The following is a 22103-nucleotide window of genomic DNA, read 5'->3' as shown; positions in this document are numbered from 1 at the left end:
ATATTAATTTTGAAATTTGTGAAATGTCTAATTAACAACAAGATAGTATGGGAACACAGATTATAGAACTAGAGAAAAAATACTGGCACGGAGTTGAAAATCATGATTATGAAACGGTAAAAAACTTGACACTGTTTCCTTGTATAGTTGCCGGAAAAAATGGTATTCAAAGTGTCAGCGAGGCTGATTTCAAAAATATGTTCGACTCTGGGCAGACCAATAAAATAAAAGTGCTGAACATTTATAATGTAAAAGAAAAGCTAATTGCCGAAAATACTGCCGTAATCGGATATGGTCTTGATTTTGAAATATTAGATCAAAATCTAAAAGAACCTATAAAATGTGTCTGCACATCAACTTGGATTAAAGAAAATAACAAATGGGCATGTGTGATGCATACGGAAACAGAACTGGAAAAAAAATAGTTCTATAGAGGGAATAGTTTAGAAAATAAAAAAGCTTTAGAGGAATCTGAAGCTTAAATAATGAATCTTGAGTTAATAAATGGAAAGTTTAACAATTAAGCAAATAGTTATTAAATATTCGGTTTTGATATGTTTGGTCATTTCCGTGATTTTGATAGCAATAGCAACCTTATTTTACCCAGGTGGATCATTGCTGGACAAAAACTCTATAGGATTTAGTTGGTCAAAAAATTTCATAAGCAACTTGTTTGCGGAAAAAGCTATAAATGGGGCAGAAAACCCAGGCAGGATTTGGGCAATTATTGGAATGGCATTCCAGTCTATTGGTTATGGAGTCTTTTTTATCAATATGTCTAAAAAAATCAATTCAGGGCAATGGAGTAGTATTTTAAAATTTATAGGATTTGCCAATGTATTGTTTATTTTTTTAATTGCAACTCCCTTACATGACTTAGGGACAATATCGATCATTTTAACATTGTTTGGTTTATTTACTGTTACTATATTTATCTTAAAGTCAAAGCTTCATTTGCTTAAATTTTGCTGTATTATCTGCTTATTGACTTTTTACTGTTTCTTTTTCCTATTTGGGTTTGGTTATTTGGGTTTAGCCGTTATCATGCAGAAAGTATATAATGCAAGCTCGATCCTTTTAATTTTAGGCTTAGAGTATTTTACCAAATATGAAGATTTTGTAGAAATTAAATCAGAAGGACAAAAAATATAAGAAACGAACTGTCTCGCTCATGAATACATGAAAATAAAAAAAAGCTTCAGAGAAATCTGAAGCTTTTTGTCTTAGTAGCGGGAAGCATTCAATTATCTAACCGCTTTTTTGATGATTTTAATGAGGTGTTATCTGCATAAATTGGAGTAAAAACACTTCATGTATTCGGTTATGATAAGTGTATTTATAATAAAAAAAATATCTGTTGATATTTTAATTAATCTGATTGGAAGCAATTTGCTATATGATATTATTTAAATTTCGGTTTTTGAACAGCTTAAACAAAAGCTAAAGCTTTACGGAAAGACGTAAAGAAATGATCTCTTATTGAAATATATTCGCCGCATAATTTTAATAGAGTCAAATTTTATAAAATAAATATGCGGAAACTTTACCTGCTGCTTCTTTTGGCACCTATCACCATACATTCCCAAGATATTCTTTGGGAGAAGTCTTATGGAGGAATCCACGCCGATTACCTATTTGATGCCCAGCCCACAGCCGATTACGGCTTTATATTGGCTGGAAGTTCGCTTTCCGACAAAACAGGAAATAGAGAAGAAGACAATCACGGAGATTTGGACTACTGGGTCTGGAAAATGACTGAAAAAGGAGAACTGGACTGGCAGAAAAGCTTTGGCGGTTCAGGTTTTGATCTTCTTCGAAGCGTAAAAATCACCAGCGATGGCGGATTCATACTTGCAGGGACATCCAGTTCGGGAAAAGGCTTCCAAAAAAAAGAAGACTGTAAAGGGCTAAGCGACTTCTGGATTATAAAACTTGATGCCTCAGGGGGAGAACAGTGGCAGAGAACACTTGGAGGAACAGGCCAGGATGAACTGTTGTGCGCCTTTCAGACTAAAGATGGCGGATTTATTCTGGGCGGCTCTTCGAGTTCAGGTCCGCAGCCATCGCTTGAAGCAAAAACTTATGCAGGATCAGCAGCAAAGGAAGATCTGTTCAGCAAGTCTGAGAAAAGCAGGGGAAGCATGGATTACTGGATTGTCAAACTGGATAAGTCGGGAACTGTCGAATGGCAGAAGACTTATGGAGGCGAATATGCCGACGAATTAAGGAGTATGGAACAGACTGCAGACCAGGGCTATATTTTAGCGGGCTATTCAAACTCGCCTGTTTCTGGAGAGAAAACAGATGGCAATCAGGGGTTGGGAGATTATTGGATTTTGAAGATCGATGATAAAGGAGAAATCCAATGGCAGAAGACTTACGGTGCCGATGGAGACGATCAGCTTTATATAATCCATCAGACTTCGGACGGAGGTTATATTGCGGGAGGAAATTCAAACAGCAAAAACGCATTGACTTCTATGGGAGGAATTGTAGGCAACGGAACTGATTTCTGGCTTTTGAAAATAGATTCCGAAGGGGAGGTTATCTGGAGCAAAACATACGATTTTGGAAAGGTTGATATTTTAACTTCTCTGGTAGAGAATGTAGATGCAACATTTTTAATAGGCGGATATGCCAAAACTGAGATAAAGAGCTCACTTATAAATGCAATGGCCCAGAAAGCAGGCGCCGGCAAAGAAAAAGACGGCATTAATGATTATATCGCATTAAAAATCAAAGATGACGGCGAAGAGTTCTGGAATAAAACAATTGGAAGCAATGGAGAAGATATTTTAAGGAAGGTCGTAGAAACCAGAGATGGCGGCTATCTAATGACAGGGACTTCAAATTCCTCTTCATCAAAAGATAAAAATTCCAGCATCGGCTCAAATGATTTTTGGGTGGTTAAGCTTAAAGACAGGGCCAAAATAGAGAAAGCTAAAGCCAGCATAGAAGCCATACCTAATCCAGTATCCACTTTTACCAATGTCATTATCGGCTACGATTATACGGAAGGAACAGCTTCTGTTGTGGATATGCTGGGGCATGTATTGCAGAACTTCAAAATTTCAAGCCGCACCGTTCCGGTAGATCTGAGCTATTATGCAGAAGGGATATACATTATCAATATTAAGACAGATATTAAAACAGACTCAGTTAAAGTAATTAAAAGAATAACGGGCAAATAAAATGAAGCATTTAAAACCTAACGGAAAATCGGGAAAACTTATTTTGGCATCATTTGTAATGCTGCTGCTTATTTTCTCTGTAAGACTGCATGCGCAATCTGAAAATAGCTCTCCAACTCCAGATTTTGTTCCAAAATCACCTGAAGCGGCCGCTTTTTTAAAATATGGAGAATATCCTGTTGATATGTCAACTGGAGTTCCGGGCATTTCCATACCCCTGTATACCATCGATGCAAAAGATTTTAAAATGCCAATCAGTCTGGATTACCATGCATCGGGAATAAAAGTTGCTCAGGAAGCTACTTGGGCAGGCTTGGGCTGGAATTTAAATGTGGGGGCACAGGTGGTATTAAGCCCAAGAGATGAAATAGATGAGAATAACCCTTATGTTGATGAAATTCCCGATGATGATGCTCTTATTAATTATTTTAAGCTTCATCCCTACAAGCATGAAGCGATAGCGTCCATTTCTCCTGAGCTGGATAGATCCCGGGTTAAGGATATGTACGTTTTTTCCTCCCCAACTGTAAACGGAAGCTTTTACATTAAAAAGTTTGCAGCTAAAGAGGTCGTTACGGTTCCTCCAGATGCTTTTAAAGTTGAGCTTATTGGGGCAGACAGATCGAATCTAAAGTTTAAGATAACCGATAAGCAGGGAAACATTTATACTCTTAATACGACTGAAACTTCTGTAAGGTCATTGACCCATAGCGATAGATACATTAGCGCCTGGTACGTGGATGAAATTCTGACGCCGTCTAACAATAAAATAAGTTTTGTCTATCAGGATGATGGAGTCTTAACGGACAAGAGTTTTTCACAGAGAGTTGACATAACAAGGAAAATCACCTATGGCACTACCTGCACGAGTCCAGAAACTACAAATTCGATAGGCGCAGTCATGGACGAGAAGGGCAATACGGAAACCAGCTTAAAAAAAATAAAAGAAATCAATTTTAATGATGGCAAATCTAAGATCCTGTTTACAAAGAATAATGGCAGGCAAGATTTATTCAATGGAGCCTCAAATGGCTATTTAAGCAAAATTGAAATCCAGCAGATGGCATCTGGCGGATTTGAAAGCATTAAAGGATATGCGTTCGAATATTCTTATTTTGGCACAGGCAGCACTTACAATGATAAAAGATTAAGATTGGATCGTATGCTTAATCTGTTTGGAGGAAATGAAGCGGAATTTGTCTATTCGACTGCTGTCCTGCCTAATAAAACATCCAAAGGGCAGGATTATTTTGGCTATAATAATGATATGACTGGGAATCTGGATCTGATTCCAAAACATTATCTCTCGGGCCCTTATCCAGCCGAGGTGGGCAAAGCGAACCGTTCTGTCAGCACATCAGCTATTCAGGCAGGAATCTTAAAAGAGATACACTACCCAACACAAGGCTGGACGAGGTTTAATTATGAAAATAACCAGTTTTACGGAGTAGATGTTTTTAATCAATATGTTCCCGTAATTGTAAATAGCAATGTAGTGCAGGGCACAGGCGGCACTGTGCCGGTAAAAGAAGGGCCGGGACCCAATGACGGCATAGTCTGCCTGAATACTAATCCTGCGGACTGCGTCAATTATGTTTCCATTCCCTATACTGCTGTTAACGCTTCGGCAATCCTGACATTTAAACTGGATAAACCAGTGGGGAATGATCCCACTTTGTTCAAATACCACTATGCAAAAGTGAGAGTGATTTCGGGCTCTAATGCAGTTTATAATTCAGGGCCTCTGGTTGGACAGGAATATAATGTTTCACTTACATTGCCTCAGTCTGGCACAATTGAAGTAGAAGTGTATGGACAGTATTATAGCGTTAAAAATCTGCAGCTTAAATATGTAAATGTAGATTCAACGCCTAAAAATGTTTTAGGTGCAGGATTAAGAATAAAAAATATTGAAAATTATGACAACAGCAATGTGCTGCTTCTAAAGAAGGAGTATGATTATTCTGATATAGCAAATCCGACCCGCAGCAGCGGAAAACTGATTAATGAAATGACCACTACTTTTTCAACAAAGACTTTTACCAATTATAATTATTATAACTGTGAAGTTGATGCGTCGCTCTGTATGCCGGGAGTAAATTCTCAGGCTACTTATAGCATTTCTTCAAACTCAAGGTTTGGCATAGAAGGGAATTCTGTCGTTTATCAATATGTAAAAGAAAAACAGTCCGATACTAAAAGCCAAACCAATAATGGCTACACCCAATACGAATTTACTACCGGAGGAGATGAAATCCCTCTGGGCAGTCCTGCTGTGCAGATTTCAACTGGATGGAAAAGGGGAAAGGTCCTTTCAAAAAAAATATACAAAACGGTCGGGAGTGCCAATTATATAGTTGAAGAAGAAAAAAACACCTATTTTGAAGATGCTTCCAATACGTCTTCTTATGTCGGTTTTAAGATGTTTCGCAATTCCACAACCAATATTCGGGAAAATCCTTCAGATCCCCTTAATCCAATGTGCCCTTACATGTTTGATGGAGGCGTACAGGTTCTGCAGAGTATTGAACCTGTTGGATTTAGTGTCCCATTGCTGTGGTATTATCAAAAGACATCTCAGAAATCAAGTTATTTTTACAATTCCTCAAACAGTCTGATTGGGACAGTTGTTGCCACAACAAATTTCAATTACAGCAATCCTGCACACCTTCAGCTTTCTTCCCAAACTACATCAAATTCATTGGGAGAGGCAATGGAGACTAAATATTTTTATGCACAGGATGCCCAAGTTTCGGGCAGACCTTTTATAACTGAACTGAAGGCAGCCAATATGATTGGAATCCCTTTAGAAACTCAGGTTTTTAAAGCAGGAGTAAAGGTTTCCGATCAGCTGACAGTTTATGATAAAAGCGCAGCGACAAGCAATCTCCTGCTGCCTAGAACTGTTTATTCTAATAAAGGAACGGCTGCTCTAGACCTGACGGCGGATAAAAAGCTTGCGTATGATTTATATGATGATAAAGGCAATGTGCTTCAGTATACGCCAGACAGCGGAATTCCGGTTTCGATAATCTGGGGCTATTACAAATCGCAGCCAATTGCCAAGGCAGATAATCTTCTTTACTCATCTATTCCGGCTGCTACAATCACCAGCCTTCAGACCCTTTCTAATCAGGACGTAGATAACTGTATGACTGCCAACTGTACAGAGCAGCTGCTAAGAAATGGACTAAATGCCTTTAGGACAGCTTTTCCTGCTTCATTGATTGGCACCTACACTTATAATCCGCTTGTGGGAGTAACCAGCATGACTGATGTAAAAGGTCTTGCATCTTATTACGAATATGATAATTACGGAAGGCTAAGGTTTATTAGAAATAACGATCTGTATGTAATGCAGAAAAACTGCTATAACTATAAGGGCGAACTGATTAACTGCAGTGACAATACTTCAACAAGCACCTTTAATTACAAGAGTGCGGCAAGAAGCGGTTCTTTTACAAAGAATAATTGTGCGACGGGCGGTGTGGGGTCAAGCGTAGTATACAATCAGGATTGGGGTGCTGCCACATCAACGGTTTCGCAGGCAGATGCAGATTCAAAAGGGCTGACCCTGTTCAATGCAAACGGACAGGCCAACGCCAATACTTTTGGAACCTGCACCTTTAGCAGTGCGGCAAGAAGCGGTTCGTTTACAAGAAATACCTGTACAGGAGATCTTGTGGGTTCAGCAGTGTCCTATAGCCAGGCGGCGGGAGTGGAGAAGTCAATAATTTCGCAGGCCGATGCCGATGCAAAAGGGCTTGATCTGTTTAATGTAAACGGTCAGGCTAATGCCAATGCAAATGGAGTCTGCACTTCTGGATTTACTTATGAAACTTACTTTAATACTTCAACCAGAAAGCTTTATATCTACGTTTTTGCAGCTTCCACAAATCATAACGGCGCTACATTCAACTTTACGGTCAATTACATCCGGACATCAGGCGTAGGGGCAAGCACGAATGTTTCCGTAGCACTGCCAGCCGCTCAAGCAGAGGCTCAAGCAGAGGTTTCATTAATAGCCAGCAGCATAGTGAGCGTTGATCTTACGAGTTTAGTTAAAAACTAAATAATGGAAATAATTTGGCAATCTGAAATTATGAAAAAATATATACTAGCATTAATTTTATTATTAGCAGGAAATGCAGGGGTAAGCGCCCAGACATTCAGCGATGATAATTACATATATTCTGCAGTTCCTAAAAAACCGGTTTTGCTGCAGAATTACAGTACCCTGACCAAAGATGACATCAGCCAGAATGTTACCTACTTTGATGGATTGGGGCGTCCGGTGCAGAAAACGGCTATAGGACAGGGAAGCAGTGGCGAGGATCTGGTGACGCTTCTTGATTATGATGGATTGGGCAGACAGGTGACAGAATATCTGCCTTATGCCCTGACCAACACCACAACGGCATACAATAGAGTGGCAGCTTCAGCGTCTCTGGTTTCTTTAAACAGTCTGTACAACGTGCCCAAGTATGACAATACGGCAAATCCTTTTTCTCAGAAAACCTTAGAAGCCTCGCCATTAAACCGGGTTTTAAAACAGGCGGCACCTGGAACTTCCTGGGCAGTGGGGGCACAGGAAATCAAGCTGGAATACCAGACAAATGGCAGTTCAGAGGTAAGGCTCTTTAAAGCCACTGCTACCTGGAACTCAGGATTGGGAATCTATGATATCGCTCTGACGGATGGAGGAAATTATGGAGCAAACCAGCTGTATAAAAACATAACCTATGATGAAAATACAGCCGCGAGCCCGACGGAAAGCGGCGGCTCGACGGTAGAATTTAAAAACAAGGAAGGGCAGATAGTTTTAAAAAGGACTTATGATGCAGGAGTCAGACATGACACCTATTATGTCTATGATATTTATGGCAATCTAACCTATGTAATACCGCCAAAAGCAGATGCGGCAATCTCGGCAGATGTATTAAACGGTTTATGCTACCAATACAAATATGATAATAGAAACAGGCTGGCCGAGAAAAAGCTTCCCGGCAAGCAGTGGGAATTTATTGTCTATGACAGGCTTGACCGTCCTGTGGCCACAGGCCCTGCAATATTGCCTTTTAAAGGAGACACTGCTGTGGGATGGATTATTACCAAATATGATGTCTACGGCAGGCCAATCTATACAGGATGGAACAATCAGGCAGCAAGTTCTGCGGCCAGAAATACGCTGCAGACGGCCCAAAACAGTGCGGCTGTTTTATTTGAGACCAAAACGGCCACGGCTATTGACGGCATTTCTACCGGTTACAGTAACAGTATTGCGCCGACAAGCTTTAAGCTCTTAACAGTTAATTATTATGACGATTATACTTTTCCGGAAGCCAAGACCGGAATATCGGCTGTTTTAGGGCAGACGGTTCTGTCCAATGCAAAAGGGCTGTCCACAGGAAGCTGGGCAAGGGCTTTAAGCACTGCTGTATCGATAGCCGGAGAAACTAGCACAATTTTTTACGATAGCAGGGCAAGACCCATCAGCACCTACACAACTAATCATCTGGGAGGAGCAAACCGTATAGACAGCGAGCTTGATTTTACAGGCAAAACCCTGACCACGCAGACTTTTCATCGGCGCTTAAACGGTGACGCAACCATGATGGTTGAAGAAAAATTCACCTACTCGGCACAGGATCGTCTGCTTACCCATACCCACAAAATTGGCTCGGGAACCGCGCAGCTTATGGCTTCTAACAGCTACGATAATCTGGGGCAGCTGACCAGCAAGCTTGTTGGAAACACAGCAGGAGCCCCGCTGCAGAAGATAGATTACAGCTATAACATAAGGGGATGGCTCACCGAAATTAATAAAACTGCCAGTCTGCAGCAGGATTCTGACCCTAAAGATCTGTTTGCCTTTAAAGTTAATTACAATAAAGTCGGTGCAGGAATTACTGATGTTAAAGCGCTATTTAACGGCAACATATCCGAGACCTATTGGAGAACGGCGACTGATAATATAGAGCGTGCCTACGGTTACCAGTACGATAAATTAAACCGCTTAACAAGCGCCAGCTACGAAAAGGCTACCATAACTACAAATGCATATGATGAAACTCTGGCTTACGATAAAAACGGAAATATAATTTCGCTTAGACGAAAAGGAGATACTGATCCCCAGATACAGCCTATTGATATTGATAATTTAGCCTATACTTATCCGGCTAACTCCAATCAGCTAGGTAAAGTGGACGACAGCAGCAACAATACCAGCGGTTTTAATGATTTTAACAAGACTGGCGATGACTACACCTATGATGCCAATGGCAATCTGACTGTGGACAAAAACAAGAAAATAACCGATATAGCCTATAACCATCTTAATCTTCCAAAGAAAATAACATTTGGAACAGCTGGCAGCATTGAGTATATTTACAGCGCGGCCGGTGAGAAGCTGGAGAAGATTGTGACAGACGGCACTACGGTAACAACAACCAATTATCTTGACGGCTTTCAGTATAAAAATGCAGTTTTGGAATTTTTTCCGACTGCTGAAGGCTATGTTAAAAACACTAGCGGAGTCTATTCTTATGTCTTTCAATATAAAGACCATTTAGGAAACGTAAGATTGAGCTATGCAAAGAATGCAGCGACAAACGTTCTTGAAATTATTGAAGAGAATAATTATTATCCTTTTGGATTAAAACATAAAGGGTATAATGATTATCAGGCTAGTGTGAATAAGTATAAGTACAACGGCAAGGAGCTCCAGGACGAGCTGGGGCTTAACTTTTACGACTATGGTGCAAGAAATTATGATCCTGCAATTGGTCGATGGATGAACATAGATCCTATGGCTGAAAAAGGACGCAGATGGTCGCCTTATAATTATGCAATGGATAATCCAGTGTATTTTATTGATCCTGATGGTATGTGGCCTGATCCGCCAAGTAAGGGATGGAACAGATTTATAGGTGGGATGAAATTAGTTGGAGGAGTATTAGAAGCAGGTGCAGGAGCATTAGGAGGAGCCGCTACTTCTTGGACAGGTGTTGGGGGAGTTGTAGGCGCGGGAGTTTTTGTTCACGGAGCAGATGTTGCAGGTTCAGGTTTATCACAATTAATTTCTGGAGAGGATACTTCTTCGCTGACTAGTAAGGCTATTCAATCTACAGGGGTGTCTAAAGGGACTGCTGATGCAATTGATGCTGGAATTAGTATTGCAGGTTCTGCGGGTGCAGGTAGTATTGCAAATGCTTCAAAAACAACAGCTGTTTCTTCAGGTATTACAAAAGCAGAACAATTAGCGATAAACAAAGCAGCAGGAAAACTAGCTGAAAAGAATGTGACAAAATCACTTATTGCAAAATATGAAAATGCTACTGTAGGTACACAAATTACGGCGAGATTTGAAAGTGGATCGGCTGTAGTTTTTGATAATGTAGTAGTAGAAAATGGTAAAGTACTTTTAATAAATGAAACTAAAGCAGGGGGAGCAAAACTATCAACTGGTCAAAACGCCTTCTTCAAACTAGGAGAAGCTGCTACATTTGTTGGTGAGAAAGCGAAACAGTTAGGTATATTGGGACAAACCATTACTAAAGAACAAACAGCTACAACAATAACAAATTATAAATAAGGTTATTTAATAAAAATAGAAATGAAACTTTCGGAAGTTAAGAAAAAATTATTAGCGGCACTGATGTCATTAGAAAATGAGAATGGGTATAAAATTAATAAAGGAAAATTTGCTTTAATTAAAAAAAATATAGATGGTTCAGCAGGATTATATTTTACTGAGAATAACTGGATTGATGAAATACAAATAATGCCTGCTATTTGTGTTGACGTTGACGAAATAAATTTAATCTGGAAAAAATTTAACGATCATATTAGTTATACCTACTTTATGAATCTATTAGAATTAAAAGATTGGTATGAATTAGGGAAGGTAGATCGGATTAAATTTAAAGTAGAAGAACATGATCGCTTTAAACTATTTAATGAAGAACAGGATTTAATTTCTGCTTCGGAGCATATTAAGAATTTGTTTAAAACATACGGATTAAGATATGTTAATGATTTTTCTACAGTGAATGGAGTAGATAAGTTATACAATTCAAATTTGCCAGAAATTAGTAAACTTCATTGTAGCGGTATTCAAGTTCAAAGCGTTGTTGGATTGATTGCAGCAAAATTATCAGGAAATCCAAATTATAATACAATCTCGGATATCTACTCTAGTATTATAGAAAAGCATAAAATTGAAGATACTATGAATATAAAAGATATTGAAGTTTTCTTTAAAGTGAAAGAATATTTAGGCTGATTTATTTGACTAACAGTGAAAGAATGGATAATGAATGTTTTGAGTTTAGAGATGAAATTAGTGAAAAGCTAGTGGATTTAGATGATCAAAAAAAAACAATTTTTTCGTTATTGATATGTAAAAGACTATTTCCAAACTATGTTTTTTTTTCAAAAAAATATGAATATGGTGATCCATCAAAATTAGAAACGATTATTTCAACTCTTTTCAGGGATGTGCTTGAGAATAACAAAACTTTGAAAATCGATAATTATATTAATATAGTTGAGAATATCACACCGGATACTCAGGATTACGACACAATATTAGCCTCTTTTGCTCTAGATGCATGTACATCAATATTAAGCACATTATATTTTTTAAAGGATGGCGATTTTGAAAATTTAGTCGATGTTGCAACATATGCTAGAGACACAGTTGACATGTTTATTCAGGAACGAGATGATCTAGATATCAATGATATTCAAATGGATCAATTAATTGAAGAAGATCCTTTTATGCAGAGAGAATTAAAAAGACAATTTGAAGTTGTGGATTATTTAACTAATATAAAGTCAGAGTCATTATCAATAATTGATTTATCTTCCCTTAGAGAATTGGCAAAGGATGATATTATCGACATATCATTATTGAGGAACGTCTAAAAATAGTTTTTAGTGTTAAAAAATAAAGGTGTATTATGCGCCTTTATTTTTTTTATTAATGTAGAACTAAATTTAAAAACACAAAAAGATGTCTGTTGAAGATAAAAGCGTAATTGATATTATTACCACGGACAAACAGGGACTATTAGTTCTGACCATATCTGATCATTTAGAGTGGGATGAGGAGAATGAACATTTATTACTTTTGCAAGACAAAATAAATAGTTATCTGGATTTCATTGAAAATGGTCAGCTGGCTGAAAACTATCCTGATAAAGCTGATAAAAAAATCATGATACAAATTGTTTTTAAATATCAGACTAACAAAACAGCTGAAGAATTTTTAGCAGTTGCAGAAAGATTAATAAATGAAAAAGGTCATATCTTTAATTTTTACAAGCTTAAAGATTAATGGAAGAAAAAAGTTTTTTTATAAAAAGAAGTTATTTTGATAATGCTTTAAGGGAATTAGTTTTTAATCACAACTTCTTAAAATTTGAAGATAAGGATTCATCTCATGAACTAAATACCATTTTTCACAAAGGAGAAATAAAAGACTTCAGATATGGAATTCGATGGATTAAATTCGAACTTACTTACGGCAGAGAATATCAAATCTTTATCCGAAATATGCAAGACAAAATTCTAAAAATAACTTTTAAGACTTACTTTGGGCATAAAAAAGAGATTCTCCATAAACAGTATTCCCAGATTGTAGATAACTTATGGGATTATTACTTTGCTGATATAATTAATGACTTTATAAATAGCTATAATAATGGTCGTGAATTTAGTATTGGAGATGTGCATCTTTCAAAAGAAGGAATATCATTAAATGTTAGTGGAATCTTTAATCAGAAAAGAGTACACATCCATTGGGAGGATGTCAGGACAAAAAATTATCATACTTATTTCTCTATTTACTCGGCAGAGAATCCCGTGAATATTAATAGAGGTTATAATTATCATCACGATTGGAATGTAAGCGTTTTATATAGTGTTATTAGAACAATTTTACGAAATGAAGGAATTGAAAATTACAACTAATTATAAATGCACTAGTAAAAAGTGTAAGTATATTGTAATATTTTTTGAGACTTTACAAACCTTCCTTTATTTAAAAATCTAGTTTTACACATACTTTTCATTCTTAATTTGAAAACTATAAGAAATAAGTCTGTAACAGTAAATATTTAAATAAATTTTTAAGCTTATCATAAAATGAATATTGAAGAATTCAAAAATAAATTAGACCAAAATGGATTGGGGAAGTATTTTGAAAAACTAAAACCTTTTTTCAGAAGTGCAATAAGGTTTTACGACAGAGAAATAGATGAGAGTGCTATGGTTATTGGTCAAACTAAAATTGGAGGCAGACCAGATCTACCAAAAGGAATCAATTGGTTTACTGAAACAAATACTATAGAAAGAGGTACAAAATTTCTTTTTTTTGATAATAGAAAGAAAGAAATAATTACAATACCACTTTCATTTATTGCACAAATTAACTTTTCGGAAGTTTCCGTATATGATAAAGAAGGTTTACTACCAAATACAGGAATTTTATACTTTTTTTATTGTGCAGAACAAGATGCATGGGGGTTTGATTTTAAAGATAAAAATAAATTTAAAACTTTTTATTGGAATGGAAACTTTGAAGAGCTTAAAAGGTGCGATTTTCCAATTGATCTGCCAAAATATTCCCGATTTAAGCCCACGGCTGTTGAAATAAAGCATGAAGTTAACTTACCATGTTATGAGGACGAGATTTATGAAGAATTAGAAGACGGGGAAGATGAGAAGTTTTGGGAAAAGGTTTATTATTCTGGTAGTATAAACAAGCTTTTAGGATATTCGGATAATATTCAAGGAGAAATGGAATTGGAATGTGAGCTTGTAACAAATGGTCTATATTGTGGAGATCCATCAGGTTATAACGATCCGAGAGCAGAGTCTCTTGAAAAGAATGCAAAAGATTGGCTGTTGCTCCTGCAGATTGATAGTAACGAAAAAAATGAAATGATGTGGGGAGATGGTGGAAGACTTTATTTTTGGATAAAGAAAGAAGATTTATCTAAAATTAATTTTGAAAATACTTGGTTTAGCCTTCAGTGCAGTTAACGTAATTAATGCAATTACAAGATGTGTATAGAAGTAATAACTAGAAAAAATAATGAAGGATACTTTTTTTGCATCCTTCATTATTTTATATTCCTTTATAAAGTCTCTTTTTCTTTTTTTGTTTAAACTGTTTCGAAACATAGTCATTTATCTTTTCTCCACGAAGAAGGATGTCTGTCAAATTTTCTTTTACATACTCTTTTAATTCAAGATCTTTCACGTTCTCTGAATTTGTTGAAATTGAGTTTTGATGCTTTCTTTCAAGTGCAAGAATGTTCATTGCACAGCTTTCCTGAATTCCTTTTGCACTGAATTCTTTTCCCAGACTGCTTCCATTGACAACCGACTGTGTTTTAAAGTCGATAAAAGTTATTCCATAAATTTTTCCCCCACTGCTTTGTCTTAAAACAGTATGGATAGCGTCATCTTTGAGTCTTTGGGATAATCTCTCAACAGAAGTCATTCTTTCATCAAAAAAAGCCTGTCTTAAGGCATTTTTGACACGACTTTTACAGTATTGTTTCTTTGATTCATTTACCCTGAATTTTTCCTCAAGAAATTTTAAGGTAGGTCTGCTGTAAAATTCGCTTGCTTTTATCGGTACGCCTATCGGTTTTGAATTCTGGTCAAGTATCTTGTAAAGCAGTCCATTGTTTTTAAAAACTCTCGATTCTTCGCTTCCTCTGTCAGCATGAACATTATAGAGGTTTAAAACCGCGTTGAGTTCAGGCAGGCTTGAATACTTGTAATCAAACAGCACCTGATTTAAAACTGAATTGATCGCCTTTTTGGATTCTGCTTTTCCGTATTGAATTTTGCCGACATCTATCGGATTTAACGAAAATTGTTCTTTCTGTTTTCTTCCTTCGGCTTTTACAAGGCCGAACATTTCTTCAATTTCTTTTCGGGCAGGTTCTGATTTTCTGATCCCTAATAAATGCAGATCGATTCTTTTTCCGTCTCTCTGAATATTGTTTGTCACAATATGGCAGTGCGGATGACCCGCATCATAATGCTGATAGACCAGATAAGGCTGTCTTCCGAATCCTAGTTTTTCCATATATGTGTCTGCAATTTCAGCCAGTTTTTCTTTCGAATGATTCTCCGAGGGATCAAAGTTGAGCGAGATATGCACTGTGTTTCGCTTCGTATTGGTATTGAGTTCTGCCAGTTTTAGAAAGCGGTTTAATTTTGAAGTGAAACTCAGTTTTTCCAGTTCAAGGGGATAATTCACAGCACTTATGCATTCAGCTTTTCCTATCCCTACTTTATTTTCGTTGTAATTCAGAATGCCTCTTATGGATGAGCTTGTTTTTATGACTGCAACCATTTTTCTGCTATTTTCTGGGTGTGATCTGAGACTTCTTCCATTTTATCAAAAAGTCTTTTTCTCTGGATCTCGAACAGATAAAGGTGTCCTTTAAAATCGGGAACTGTGCGGAGCGTGTTTATCTTTCTGGCAATCTGATTGATATTATTGCCGATTGCCCGTAATTCGGAAGTAAGTACAGCTGTCTCTTCCATCAGTTCGTCTAAAGACTGGTTTCTGTAAGTGGCTATAATGGGTTTGTTGAATAAGTGGCTTCTGATGTGTTCACTTAATTTTCGGCAGGTGCTTGCTCTGAATCTTTTTTCAAGTTCGGCATACTCCAAAGGAGTGAATCGCAGTCCCACGATTCGTGTTCTGTTTGAATTTTCTCTTTTCATCATCTTTCATTTTCATTGTTATCAAACTCTTTGCTTTTAAGTTTCTCCACCGCCGAGTTCCGAGGCAATGGGTGGCAAGATAGGCGGTTGTTAAACAACCGTTCATCTTGCTGATTGCAGGAACGTGGCAATCTTTGGAGATTTTTAAAAGCAGGCTTCTAATTTAGAGAAAATATTTGAATGTATCATGGGCAAAATATGTGCATGATGGCTGTAGGATGTGACAATAGATAAACATTTAAAAAAAGAAAAAGGGAAAAAAGAAAGCAGTCTTTAATTGGACAAGCAGACAGGTGAAGTGCTATAAGTCCCGAAGGGCATTTTTTGAGGAACGAAGAAAAATGTTATGCGCACTTCTCTGGCTGTGTCCAATACCTTGCTTTGCTTTTTTTTATTTGCTTATTTCACTTTGAAGAGAAGAAATTGTTTTTATATTCGTACAAAAATAACAGTTAGCATTTTAATCAGAGTTTGTGATTTGCTTATACATTTACAGCTAGGATTACTATAAAAACATTAGATATGGCATATGAAGATTTCTTAACAGATTGTTTTGGCGAATTACAAAAAATGCAAGATGATTTAAATAAAGCGTATGATATTAATTCTTTTACAAATTGGAACTATGACCAGACGAGTGGTATTATAACACTATCTAAGCCTGATGAAACTATTAATTTCAGATATTATCAAGTTGGAACTTATTCCACAGCATCTAAAACTTGGAAATGGTCGTGGGACAATGAAAATACATCTAAAAACGTAGTCGTTGATATTGAAAAAATTAAAGGTTTTGGAATTGCAAATAGCTATGAAAATCTAATTAATGGGGAATTTCCATCTTATGATGAGATAGGATGGGAATTATCTTCTATCTGCTGTAATTTAATAGGCGGTATTGGCGTGTATAGGCCTGTTGTTGATCACTTAAAAATTCACATTGTATTAACTGAACTGATTGATAATGATTTAGCAGAAAGAGAAAAGACAAAATATGTTGATTGCGAAAATCATGAGAGAAGAAGAAGGGCATTTATCTGCCAGCATTTAAAAGAACGAAGCAAAAACGGATTCGAAGAATCATTTGAAACATTTGAAGATATGGAATTCGAATATGAAGATGATGATTTTGTGGCTTGGTGTAACGAATGTGAGAAATTGAGAATCAAAGAAGGTGGTTTGTCAGAAAAATGCTGGGAAGAAGGCAAATTTAAAATTGTTTGTGAAAAGTGCTATTTCAAAATTAAAGAAACAAATGCCTAAAATGAAAAATCAAATTCTGATTTTATTAATATTTTTAAAAACGTTAGCAGCCCAAGGGCAAAGTAAAATGGAAAATAAATTTATCACTTGGGATGATTTTGTAAAAGGATTTGGTAAAGAGATGGTTTCCGCTGAAGACGTATTTAAAAATATGTCTGACAGTGGATTGAAAGACAATTGTCTAAGTAAAATGGATTTTACTTTTATTTCTGACGATAAGGAAAATCTAATCCGATTATCTGAATTCTTAAGTTCCCATTATCCATATGTATTGCATGAAGTTAAAAAATACGGATCTCTTTGGGAAGTAAACGGAGAAACAAATGAAATACCAATGACTGCAGACAATTTAATGTATTGGAGTTTGGATATGTATAAAAGAGGATATGAATTTGATTCAACTCTTGATGCTTATGGAGGATTATTTGATCCGCGAAGCCCAAATTTTCCAGACTTGGCTAATTTGAAAGCGGAGTACTATTTTGATAAAGGTATTGACTGTTATAACAATGGAGATTTAAGCGGCTCAATATTTAATTGGTCATTGGCAATTGCAATTGATTCGAAAGATCCAAATGCTTATTATTCAAGAGCAATCGTAAAGAATGAACTTTACACTTGGAAATCTGCTCTTAAAGATTATGACAAAGCTATAGAGATTGCTCCAAAATTTGGTAGTGCTTTAATAAACAGAGGCGGATTAAAAGATGAAAACGGAGACTATCAAGGTGCGATTGAAGATTATGAAAAAGTACTGCAGTTTGATGATTCATCACTTGAAAATAAACAGCAGGCATATTTTAATCTTGGAAATACAAAACTTAATTTAAAGGATAAAAGAGCAGCTTGTGAAAATTGGAATAGAGCATTGGAACTTGGTGCCGATTATGCTAAAGATAAAATTGATGAATACTGTAAAGGAAAAAAGAAATGAATTTTCTTAAAACTATTTTTGGCAGTAAAAATCCAGTTATACAAAGTATTAGTGTAATAAAATATCCTGATAGAATTTTCTTTGAAACTTATTATAAAATAGTCAACTCGTATTCTACAAGATCGAAAGAAATTACAATCTCAGAAATCAATATTTCAGATTTTGAAATAGGTAAAACAATTCTTAGACATCTCGACTTATCTAGAACAATAAAGAAATTTACTAAAGAGGAAAGAGTAGAAAATTATGAAGCGTACAAAAAAATTACGGGATTAAAATCTATAAAAGCTCAGATGAAAGATTCAGTTTATGTATCTATTAGCCGCCAAAATAATCAGATTACATTCTACCCGACAATTAATGGAGGAACTTCTGGTCAGCGAAAAGGATATCATTTCTTAGACGAAGAAAAAATCGTTATTGAAGATAGTGAAGATTTCCAATCAATTGGACGAGTATTGAAATTAGCCTTGGAAAAATGCAGCTGAACTGTTTGCAGATAATTTCGAGATCTTATTTTTTTATAAAAAAAACATAACAATTAGAAGAGATGACGGATTGGTATAGACGAAAAAAATGGACGAAATCTGATGAAGAGGAATTCTTCGCAAAACTTGGGAGGGCAAGAAAAGATGGACGCGCTCAATATTTAAAAATACAAGCAATTGAATTAATGTATACTGATGACAAAAAATTATTGAGCGTTGCAGAAATTTTGCTTAATAAAATGCTGGTGGAATATCCAGATGATATTTTTAATAAAGGCTCTGCTTTGCATACGCTTGGAAATATTTATAAAAAATTTGATAATTATAAAAATGCAATTGACTATTATAAACAGGCGATGGATTTTGAACAAATGTTTCCCAATGTTAAAACACAGGCATACCTAGATTTTTCAGAGCTGATTATTAAGACTAACAATACCGAAAAATTTATCGATGTAGAAAATATATTGCTAGAACGATATTCAGGACTTTTGTTTCCAATAGAAAAATATAAAGTGAATTCTATTTTATCAATTATCAACAAGTATAAAAACAAACTAGATGAAGCAAAGCAATATGCGGAATTAGCGGAAGAAAATGCAGACTGTGAAACTTCGGGGCTTAGATATCATAAAACATTGGGTGTAGTAAAGGGAAAAGAAACTTGGCTGGAAATTCTAAAACAGGACTAGCTTAAATCTTAGGCTTAGTCTCTGAAAGCGGGACTGCGAATAAAAATACATTATGAAACAGTTGGAAAAAATAATTATCTTGAGTATATTTTCTTTATTTTTTGGGTGCAATAAATCATCAAACTCGGAATCAATCATTCTTGAACAAATTACAAGAACTGAAGAACAGGAAGAAGGTTTTAAAGATGTTTTTTTTAAAATAGTTTCTGAGGAAAGAAGAAAAGAGTCTCTTGTTTATGTAGCTAAAGGATTATCTGGCTCAAAGGTTGTAGGATTAAAATTTGAGATTAAGTCGGATTTGCCGAGAGGAATAGATAGTCATGGAAATCTTGACGCGAAAAATGGTTTCATTTATAATGCAATAAAAATTTCGTCTATAGGTAAAGAAAGTGATGAATTTTTAAAATCTATTTCTAGACTTTATAAATTCCCAACTGGTAAAAAGTTTACTAGTATGACGTTATCTCCAACGGCATTTTCATTAAACAAAACAGTATTCAAAGCTGAAAATTTAGGCTACTATAAATTTAAACTGTTTTTTAGAGATGGTGAAAATGATAAAGAGGAAGATTATTGTGAATTATACTTCAATGTGAATACCAAAGAAAAAACAATTGAACTTCTAGAGAAAGATCATGATTACCGAGAATCGGTACTTAAGGCATTTAGTGACCTGTAAAGGTATTGTTAATTTATCTGGTTTAGGTTCAGGTTTGAAAATGAGTGTGTAAAATTTATAAAACAAGAATGTTAAATTTTTTAAAGAATATTAAATTATCCCCTGAAAAGAAGTTCTGGAATTATTTTTTAAATAACAGGAAAGAACTGGAGAGTTTCATAGATTCCGATTTATCGGATTACACAGTATATAACAAACTAACTGATGAAATCAGGCAATTTTCAAGTTTGCTTTTTGCTGAAGTAACGAAGCATTCTGACGAGAAATATGTGTTAATTTTAACTCCAGATGGAAAATTTGAGGGTATTAATGATACTAAAAAATTATTTGATTCAAGACCTGAAATAGATAATTGGATTATTGAAAAATTTAGACAGCCTAGAGATAAAATTCATTTTAAATATGATGGATTAGAGTTTCCTAGTTCAGATATAGAAATATTTGCTGAATTAAATCCTGAAAAAGAAAAATTCGACCTGCAGATTTTTATAAGAAACATGCATTTTGATGAACAGAAGTATCAAACAATTGCATGGTTGTATCTTGATAATATATTGGGAGAGTTTAATTCAATTACTAAAATTGGTTACGTTGATTTTTTTAATCTTGAAGATGGAAAAACTGTAAAAAATGGAATTACAATTTTAGAACTAAGAAAGTTAATAGATAAAGAAATTTATAAGATTAGCTAAGAAATCTCTAATCTCATTTTTTTAATCTTTGCAATAACAGGAAGCTACTATGCTCACCAAAATAACATATTATGATAGAACAACTTCTAAAAAGAACCAACGATAAAAAGTTTTATAATGATTGCGATTTGAAGCTTGAATCTTATCGATTTGAAACTTCAGATAGTTCTTTAGAAATGATACTTTCAATTAATCAGAACAGTAATGATTTACCTATTGAATATGAAGAGTGGAAATTATTATGTAGAAATACTGAAAAATTTGACGGCTTTTTTTGGAGCTTAACCTTGCCTTATGTTAAAATGAAAATTTTGCAGCATCATCCTCTATTGTTAATCTTTCATGAAAGCGAAATTGAATGTGAAATCACAGGCAGGCCAGCTAATGTAAATGAATTTATTGGAGATATCAGTAATGCTCTGGAGAGAGAAACAGGAAATTGGATTACCGTCAATGAATACTTTTGGAATAATGAGGAGTTTTACCAAAATTATGCAAAGAGAACAATCATGATGCCTAAGTCTCTAGGGAATTCCATACTGAAAGTTTGTGAAAAGCATAATATAGGCTTTCAAATAAAAAATGAACTTGTTGGTGAAAAAAAGGGATATGCAAATAAACCAAATGCTAAAATTCTAATTTTTGGCAATGAAGATGTTAGCCCAAATGATTTTAATCTTAGACAGCCATATATAATTGCAGAAGAATTTATCGCAGAAAGAATTAAATAATGTGACGCGATATTTAATAGGAACTTTGTAAAACAAAAAAGAGACTCTAAAGTCTCTTTTTGTGTGAATTAATATATCTTTTAAAAAAGCTTATTTGGCTTTTAGTAATTTTTCCAAATATTCAACTTTGTCTTTTTCGGCTTGAACCAAACGTTCGTATAGTTTAACCTGCTGTTCGTGAGCTTCTATTAGTTTATCAAGAGGATTAAAATTACAATGACTTGCATTAAATGCTCCATTTGTAAAGCTGTTATCACCAAAGGTGTTGAAATAATTAATTACACCTTCATCAGAAAAATTTTTAATTGCTTCCACGCTTACTCCCAAAGCTTTTGCCACTTCTTTTAATTTTTCATCATCTATTTCTTCACTATTTTCTAATATCGAAACAGTCTGCTGGTTTGTTCCCATAGCCTGTGCCAGCGCTTCCTGTTTCATGTCTTTCAGTTCACGGATACGGCTGATCTTGCGCCCCATGTGATTTGGTTTAGTTAATGTACTCATAGCTCAAAGATAATAATTAAGAATAAAAAAGCGGGATTAATGTATGATACAAAAAATCTCATGTACGGTACGGTAAAATTTGATACCGTACCGTACAAGTAATTGCTTACTTGCCTGTGTGTTAAACAAAAATACAATTTTTCAGACAAGTATTAACTAAAATGAGTAAAATT

The 22103-nt window shown here is 35.4% G+C and carries 20 protein-coding genes; 17 read left to right on the top strand and 3 right to left on the bottom strand.

All coding sequences use genetic code 11. The annotated features are described in order from the left end of the window. Positions 1 to 47 precede the first annotated feature (47 nt). From V6624_RS05450 to V6624_RS05405, 10 genes are all read left to right on the top strand, one after another. The gene (locus V6624_RS05450; RefSeq protein WP_338841192.1) at positions 48 to 425 is read left to right on the top strand and encodes a DUF4440 domain-containing protein; all 378 of its coding nucleotides are present in this window, start codon (positions 48 to 50) and stop codon (positions 423 to 425) included. Positions 426 to 504: 79 nt separating this feature from the next. Continuing rightward, positions 505 to 1152 carry a hypothetical protein gene (locus V6624_RS05445; RefSeq protein ID WP_338841190.1) on the top strand — a complete coding sequence of 216 codons (648 nt, stop codon included), beginning with the start codon at positions 505 to 507 and terminating at the stop codon, positions 1150 to 1152. A gap of 407 nt (positions 1153 to 1559) precedes the next feature. Beyond that, positions 1560 to 3191 carry a T9SS type A sorting domain-containing protein gene (locus V6624_RS05440; protein ID WP_338841189.1) on the top strand — a complete coding sequence of 544 codons (1632 nt, stop codon included), beginning with the start codon at positions 1560 to 1562 and terminating at the stop codon, positions 3189 to 3191. 1 nt (position 3192) lies between these two features. Then, positions 3193 to 7263, top strand: a complete 4071-nt coding sequence (locus V6624_RS05435) for a DUF5977 domain-containing protein (RefSeq protein ID WP_338841188.1) — start codon at positions 3193 to 3195, stop codon at positions 7261 to 7263. Between the two features lie 3 nt (positions 7264 to 7266). Then, entirely contained in the window at positions 7267 to 10785 is a 3519-nt protein-coding gene (locus tag V6624_RS05430; RefSeq protein WP_338841187.1) for a DUF6443 domain-containing protein, read from the top strand. 21 nt (positions 10786 to 10806) lie between these two features. Beyond that, entirely contained in the window at positions 10807 to 11475 is a 669-nt protein-coding gene (locus tag V6624_RS05425; protein WP_338841186.1) for a hypothetical protein, read from the top strand. A 23-nt stretch (positions 11476 to 11498) separates the two neighbouring features. After that, entirely contained in the window at positions 11499 to 12119 is a 621-nt protein-coding gene (locus V6624_RS05420) for a DUF416 family protein (RefSeq protein ID WP_338841185.1), read from the top strand. Between the two features lie 88 nt (positions 12120 to 12207). Further along, the gene (locus V6624_RS05415) at positions 12208 to 12531 is read left to right on the top strand and encodes a DUF6572 domain-containing protein (RefSeq protein ID WP_338841184.1); all 324 of its coding nucleotides are present in this window, start codon (positions 12208 to 12210) and stop codon (positions 12529 to 12531) included. Further along, positions 12531 to 13166, top strand: a complete 636-nt coding sequence (locus V6624_RS05410) for a hypothetical protein (protein WP_338841183.1) — start codon at positions 12531 to 12533, stop codon at positions 13164 to 13166. The genes V6624_RS05415 and V6624_RS05410 overlap by 1 nt, the downstream gene beginning before the upstream one ends. A 174-nt stretch (positions 13167 to 13340) precedes the next feature. After that, positions 13341 to 14240 (top strand): YwqG family protein, encoded by a 900-nt coding sequence (locus tag V6624_RS05405; protein ID WP_338841181.1) that lies wholly within the window; start codon positions 13341 to 13343, stop codon positions 14238 to 14240. A gap of 85 nt (positions 14241 to 14325) precedes the next feature. Here V6624_RS05405 and V6624_RS05400 read toward each other — a convergent pair whose 3' ends face one another. Beyond that, complete coding sequence (locus V6624_RS05400) at positions 14326 to 15570, bottom strand: relaxase/mobilization nuclease domain-containing protein (RefSeq protein ID WP_338841180.1); 1245 nt, start codon at positions 15568 to 15570, stop codon at positions 14326 to 14328. Then, the gene (locus V6624_RS05395; RefSeq protein WP_338841179.1) at positions 15555 to 15914 is read right to left on the bottom strand and encodes a plasmid mobilization protein; all 360 of its coding nucleotides are present in this window, start codon (positions 15912 to 15914) and stop codon (positions 15555 to 15557) included. The genes V6624_RS05400 and V6624_RS05395 overlap by 16 nt, the downstream gene beginning before the upstream one ends. A 555-nt stretch (positions 15915 to 16469) precedes the next feature. Between V6624_RS05395 and V6624_RS05390 the strand changes: the two genes are divergently transcribed. The 7 genes from V6624_RS05390 (at position 16470) to V6624_RS05360 (ending at position 21426) form a co-directional block, all read left to right on the top strand. Continuing rightward, positions 16470 to 17210 carry a DUF6882 domain-containing protein gene (locus V6624_RS05390; RefSeq protein ID WP_338841178.1) on the top strand — a complete coding sequence of 247 codons (741 nt, stop codon included), beginning with the start codon at positions 16470 to 16472 and terminating at the stop codon, positions 17208 to 17210. Position 17211: 1 nt separating this feature from the next. Continuing rightward, positions 17212 to 18144: a hypothetical protein gene (locus V6624_RS05385; protein ID WP_338841177.1), complete on the top strand. Its 933-nt coding sequence runs from the start codon at positions 17212 to 17214 to the stop codon at positions 18142 to 18144. Further along, the gene (locus tag V6624_RS05380; protein ID WP_338841176.1) at positions 18141 to 18632 is read left to right on the top strand and encodes a contact-dependent growth inhibition system immunity protein; all 492 of its coding nucleotides are present in this window, start codon (positions 18141 to 18143) and stop codon (positions 18630 to 18632) included. Before V6624_RS05385 ends, V6624_RS05380 begins: the two co-directional genes overlap by 4 nt. Positions 18633 to 18694: 62 nt before the next feature. After that, positions 18695 to 19324, top strand: a complete 630-nt coding sequence (locus V6624_RS05375) for a tetratricopeptide repeat protein (RefSeq protein WP_338841174.1) — start codon at positions 18695 to 18697, stop codon at positions 19322 to 19324. Positions 19325 to 19376: 52 nt separating this feature from the next. Then, the gene (locus tag V6624_RS05370; RefSeq protein ID WP_338841173.1) at positions 19377 to 20003 is read left to right on the top strand and encodes a hypothetical protein; all 627 of its coding nucleotides are present in this window, start codon (positions 19377 to 19379) and stop codon (positions 20001 to 20003) included. Positions 20004 to 20071: 68 nt separating this feature from the next. Beyond that, the gene (locus V6624_RS05365) at positions 20072 to 20695 is read left to right on the top strand and encodes a hypothetical protein (protein ID WP_338841171.1); all 624 of its coding nucleotides are present in this window, start codon (positions 20072 to 20074) and stop codon (positions 20693 to 20695) included. Between the two features lie 71 nt (positions 20696 to 20766). Further along, a complete protein-coding gene (locus V6624_RS05360; protein WP_338841170.1) occupies positions 20767 to 21426 on the top strand; it encodes a hypothetical protein in 660 nt (219 codons plus the stop codon). 90 nt (positions 21427 to 21516) lie between these two features. Here the strand turns inward: V6624_RS05360 and V6624_RS05355 are convergent, their stop codons facing one another. Then, a complete protein-coding gene (locus tag V6624_RS05355; RefSeq protein WP_338841168.1) occupies positions 21517 to 21930 on the bottom strand; it encodes a helix-turn-helix transcriptional regulator in 414 nt (137 codons plus the stop codon). Between the last annotated feature and the right edge of the window lie 173 nt (positions 21931 to 22103).

This window comes from Flavobacterium ginsenosidimutans, from assembly GCF_037478105.1.
GTDB classification, from domain to species: domain Bacteria; phylum Bacteroidota; class Bacteroidia; order Flavobacteriales; family Flavobacteriaceae; genus Flavobacterium; species Flavobacterium ginsenosidimutans.
The sequence above is the reverse complement of the archived record's forward strand: the minus strand, read 5'-3'. Positions and strand labels throughout refer to the sequence as shown.

Excerpts from the sequence above, each read along its gene's own strand:
- V6624_RS05355 (WP_338841168.1), bottom strand. The coding sequence starts at position 21,930 with ATGAGTACATTAACTAAACCAAATCACATGGGGCGCAAGATCAGCCGT.
- V6624_RS05405 (WP_338841181.1), top strand. The coding sequence starts at position 13,341 with ATGAATATTGAAGAATTCAAAAATAAATTAGACCAAAATGGATTGGGG.
- V6624_RS05430 (WP_338841187.1), top strand. The coding sequence starts at position 7,267 with ATGGAAATAATTTGGCAATCTGAAATTATGAAAAAATATATACTAGCA.
- V6624_RS05375 (WP_338841174.1), top strand. The coding sequence starts at position 18,695 with ATGACGGATTGGTATAGACGAAAAAAATGGACGAAATCTGATGAAGAG.
- V6624_RS05390 (WP_338841178.1), top strand. The coding sequence starts at position 16,470 with ATGGCATATGAAGATTTCTTAACAGATTGTTTTGGCGAATTACAAAAA.
- V6624_RS05370 (WP_338841173.1), top strand. The coding sequence starts at position 19,377 with ATGAAACAGTTGGAAAAAATAATTATCTTGAGTATATTTTCTTTATTT.
- V6624_RS05415 (WP_338841184.1), top strand. The coding sequence starts at position 12,208 with ATGTCTGTTGAAGATAAAAGCGTAATTGATATTATTACCACGGACAAA.
- V6624_RS05435 (WP_338841188.1), top strand. The coding sequence starts at position 3,193 with ATGAAGCATTTAAAACCTAACGGAAAATCGGGAAAACTTATTTTGGCA.
- V6624_RS05360 (WP_338841170.1), top strand. The coding sequence starts at position 20,767 with ATGATAGAACAACTTCTAAAAAGAACCAACGATAAAAAGTTTTATAAT.
- V6624_RS05400 (WP_338841180.1), bottom strand. The coding sequence starts at position 15,570 with ATGGTTGCAGTCATAAAAACAAGCTCATCCATAAGAGGCATTCTGAAT.
- V6624_RS05365 (WP_338841171.1), top strand. The coding sequence starts at position 20,072 with ATGTTAAATTTTTTAAAGAATATTAAATTATCCCCTGAAAAGAAGTTC.
- V6624_RS05410 (WP_338841183.1), top strand. The coding sequence starts at position 12,531 with ATGGAAGAAAAAAGTTTTTTTATAAAAAGAAGTTATTTTGATAATGCT.
- V6624_RS05420 (WP_338841185.1), top strand. The coding sequence starts at position 11,499 with ATGGATAATGAATGTTTTGAGTTTAGAGATGAAATTAGTGAAAAGCTA.
- V6624_RS05380 (WP_338841176.1), top strand. The coding sequence starts at position 18,141 with ATGAATTTTCTTAAAACTATTTTTGGCAGTAAAAATCCAGTTATACAA.
- V6624_RS05425 (WP_338841186.1), top strand. The coding sequence starts at position 10,807 with ATGAAACTTTCGGAAGTTAAGAAAAAATTATTAGCGGCACTGATGTCA.
- V6624_RS05385 (WP_338841177.1), top strand. The coding sequence starts at position 17,212 with ATGAAAAATCAAATTCTGATTTTATTAATATTTTTAAAAACGTTAGCA.
- V6624_RS05445 (WP_338841190.1), top strand. The coding sequence starts at position 505 with ATGGAAAGTTTAACAATTAAGCAAATAGTTATTAAATATTCGGTTTTG.
- V6624_RS05450 (WP_338841192.1), top strand. The coding sequence starts at position 48 with ATGGGAACACAGATTATAGAACTAGAGAAAAAATACTGGCACGGAGTT.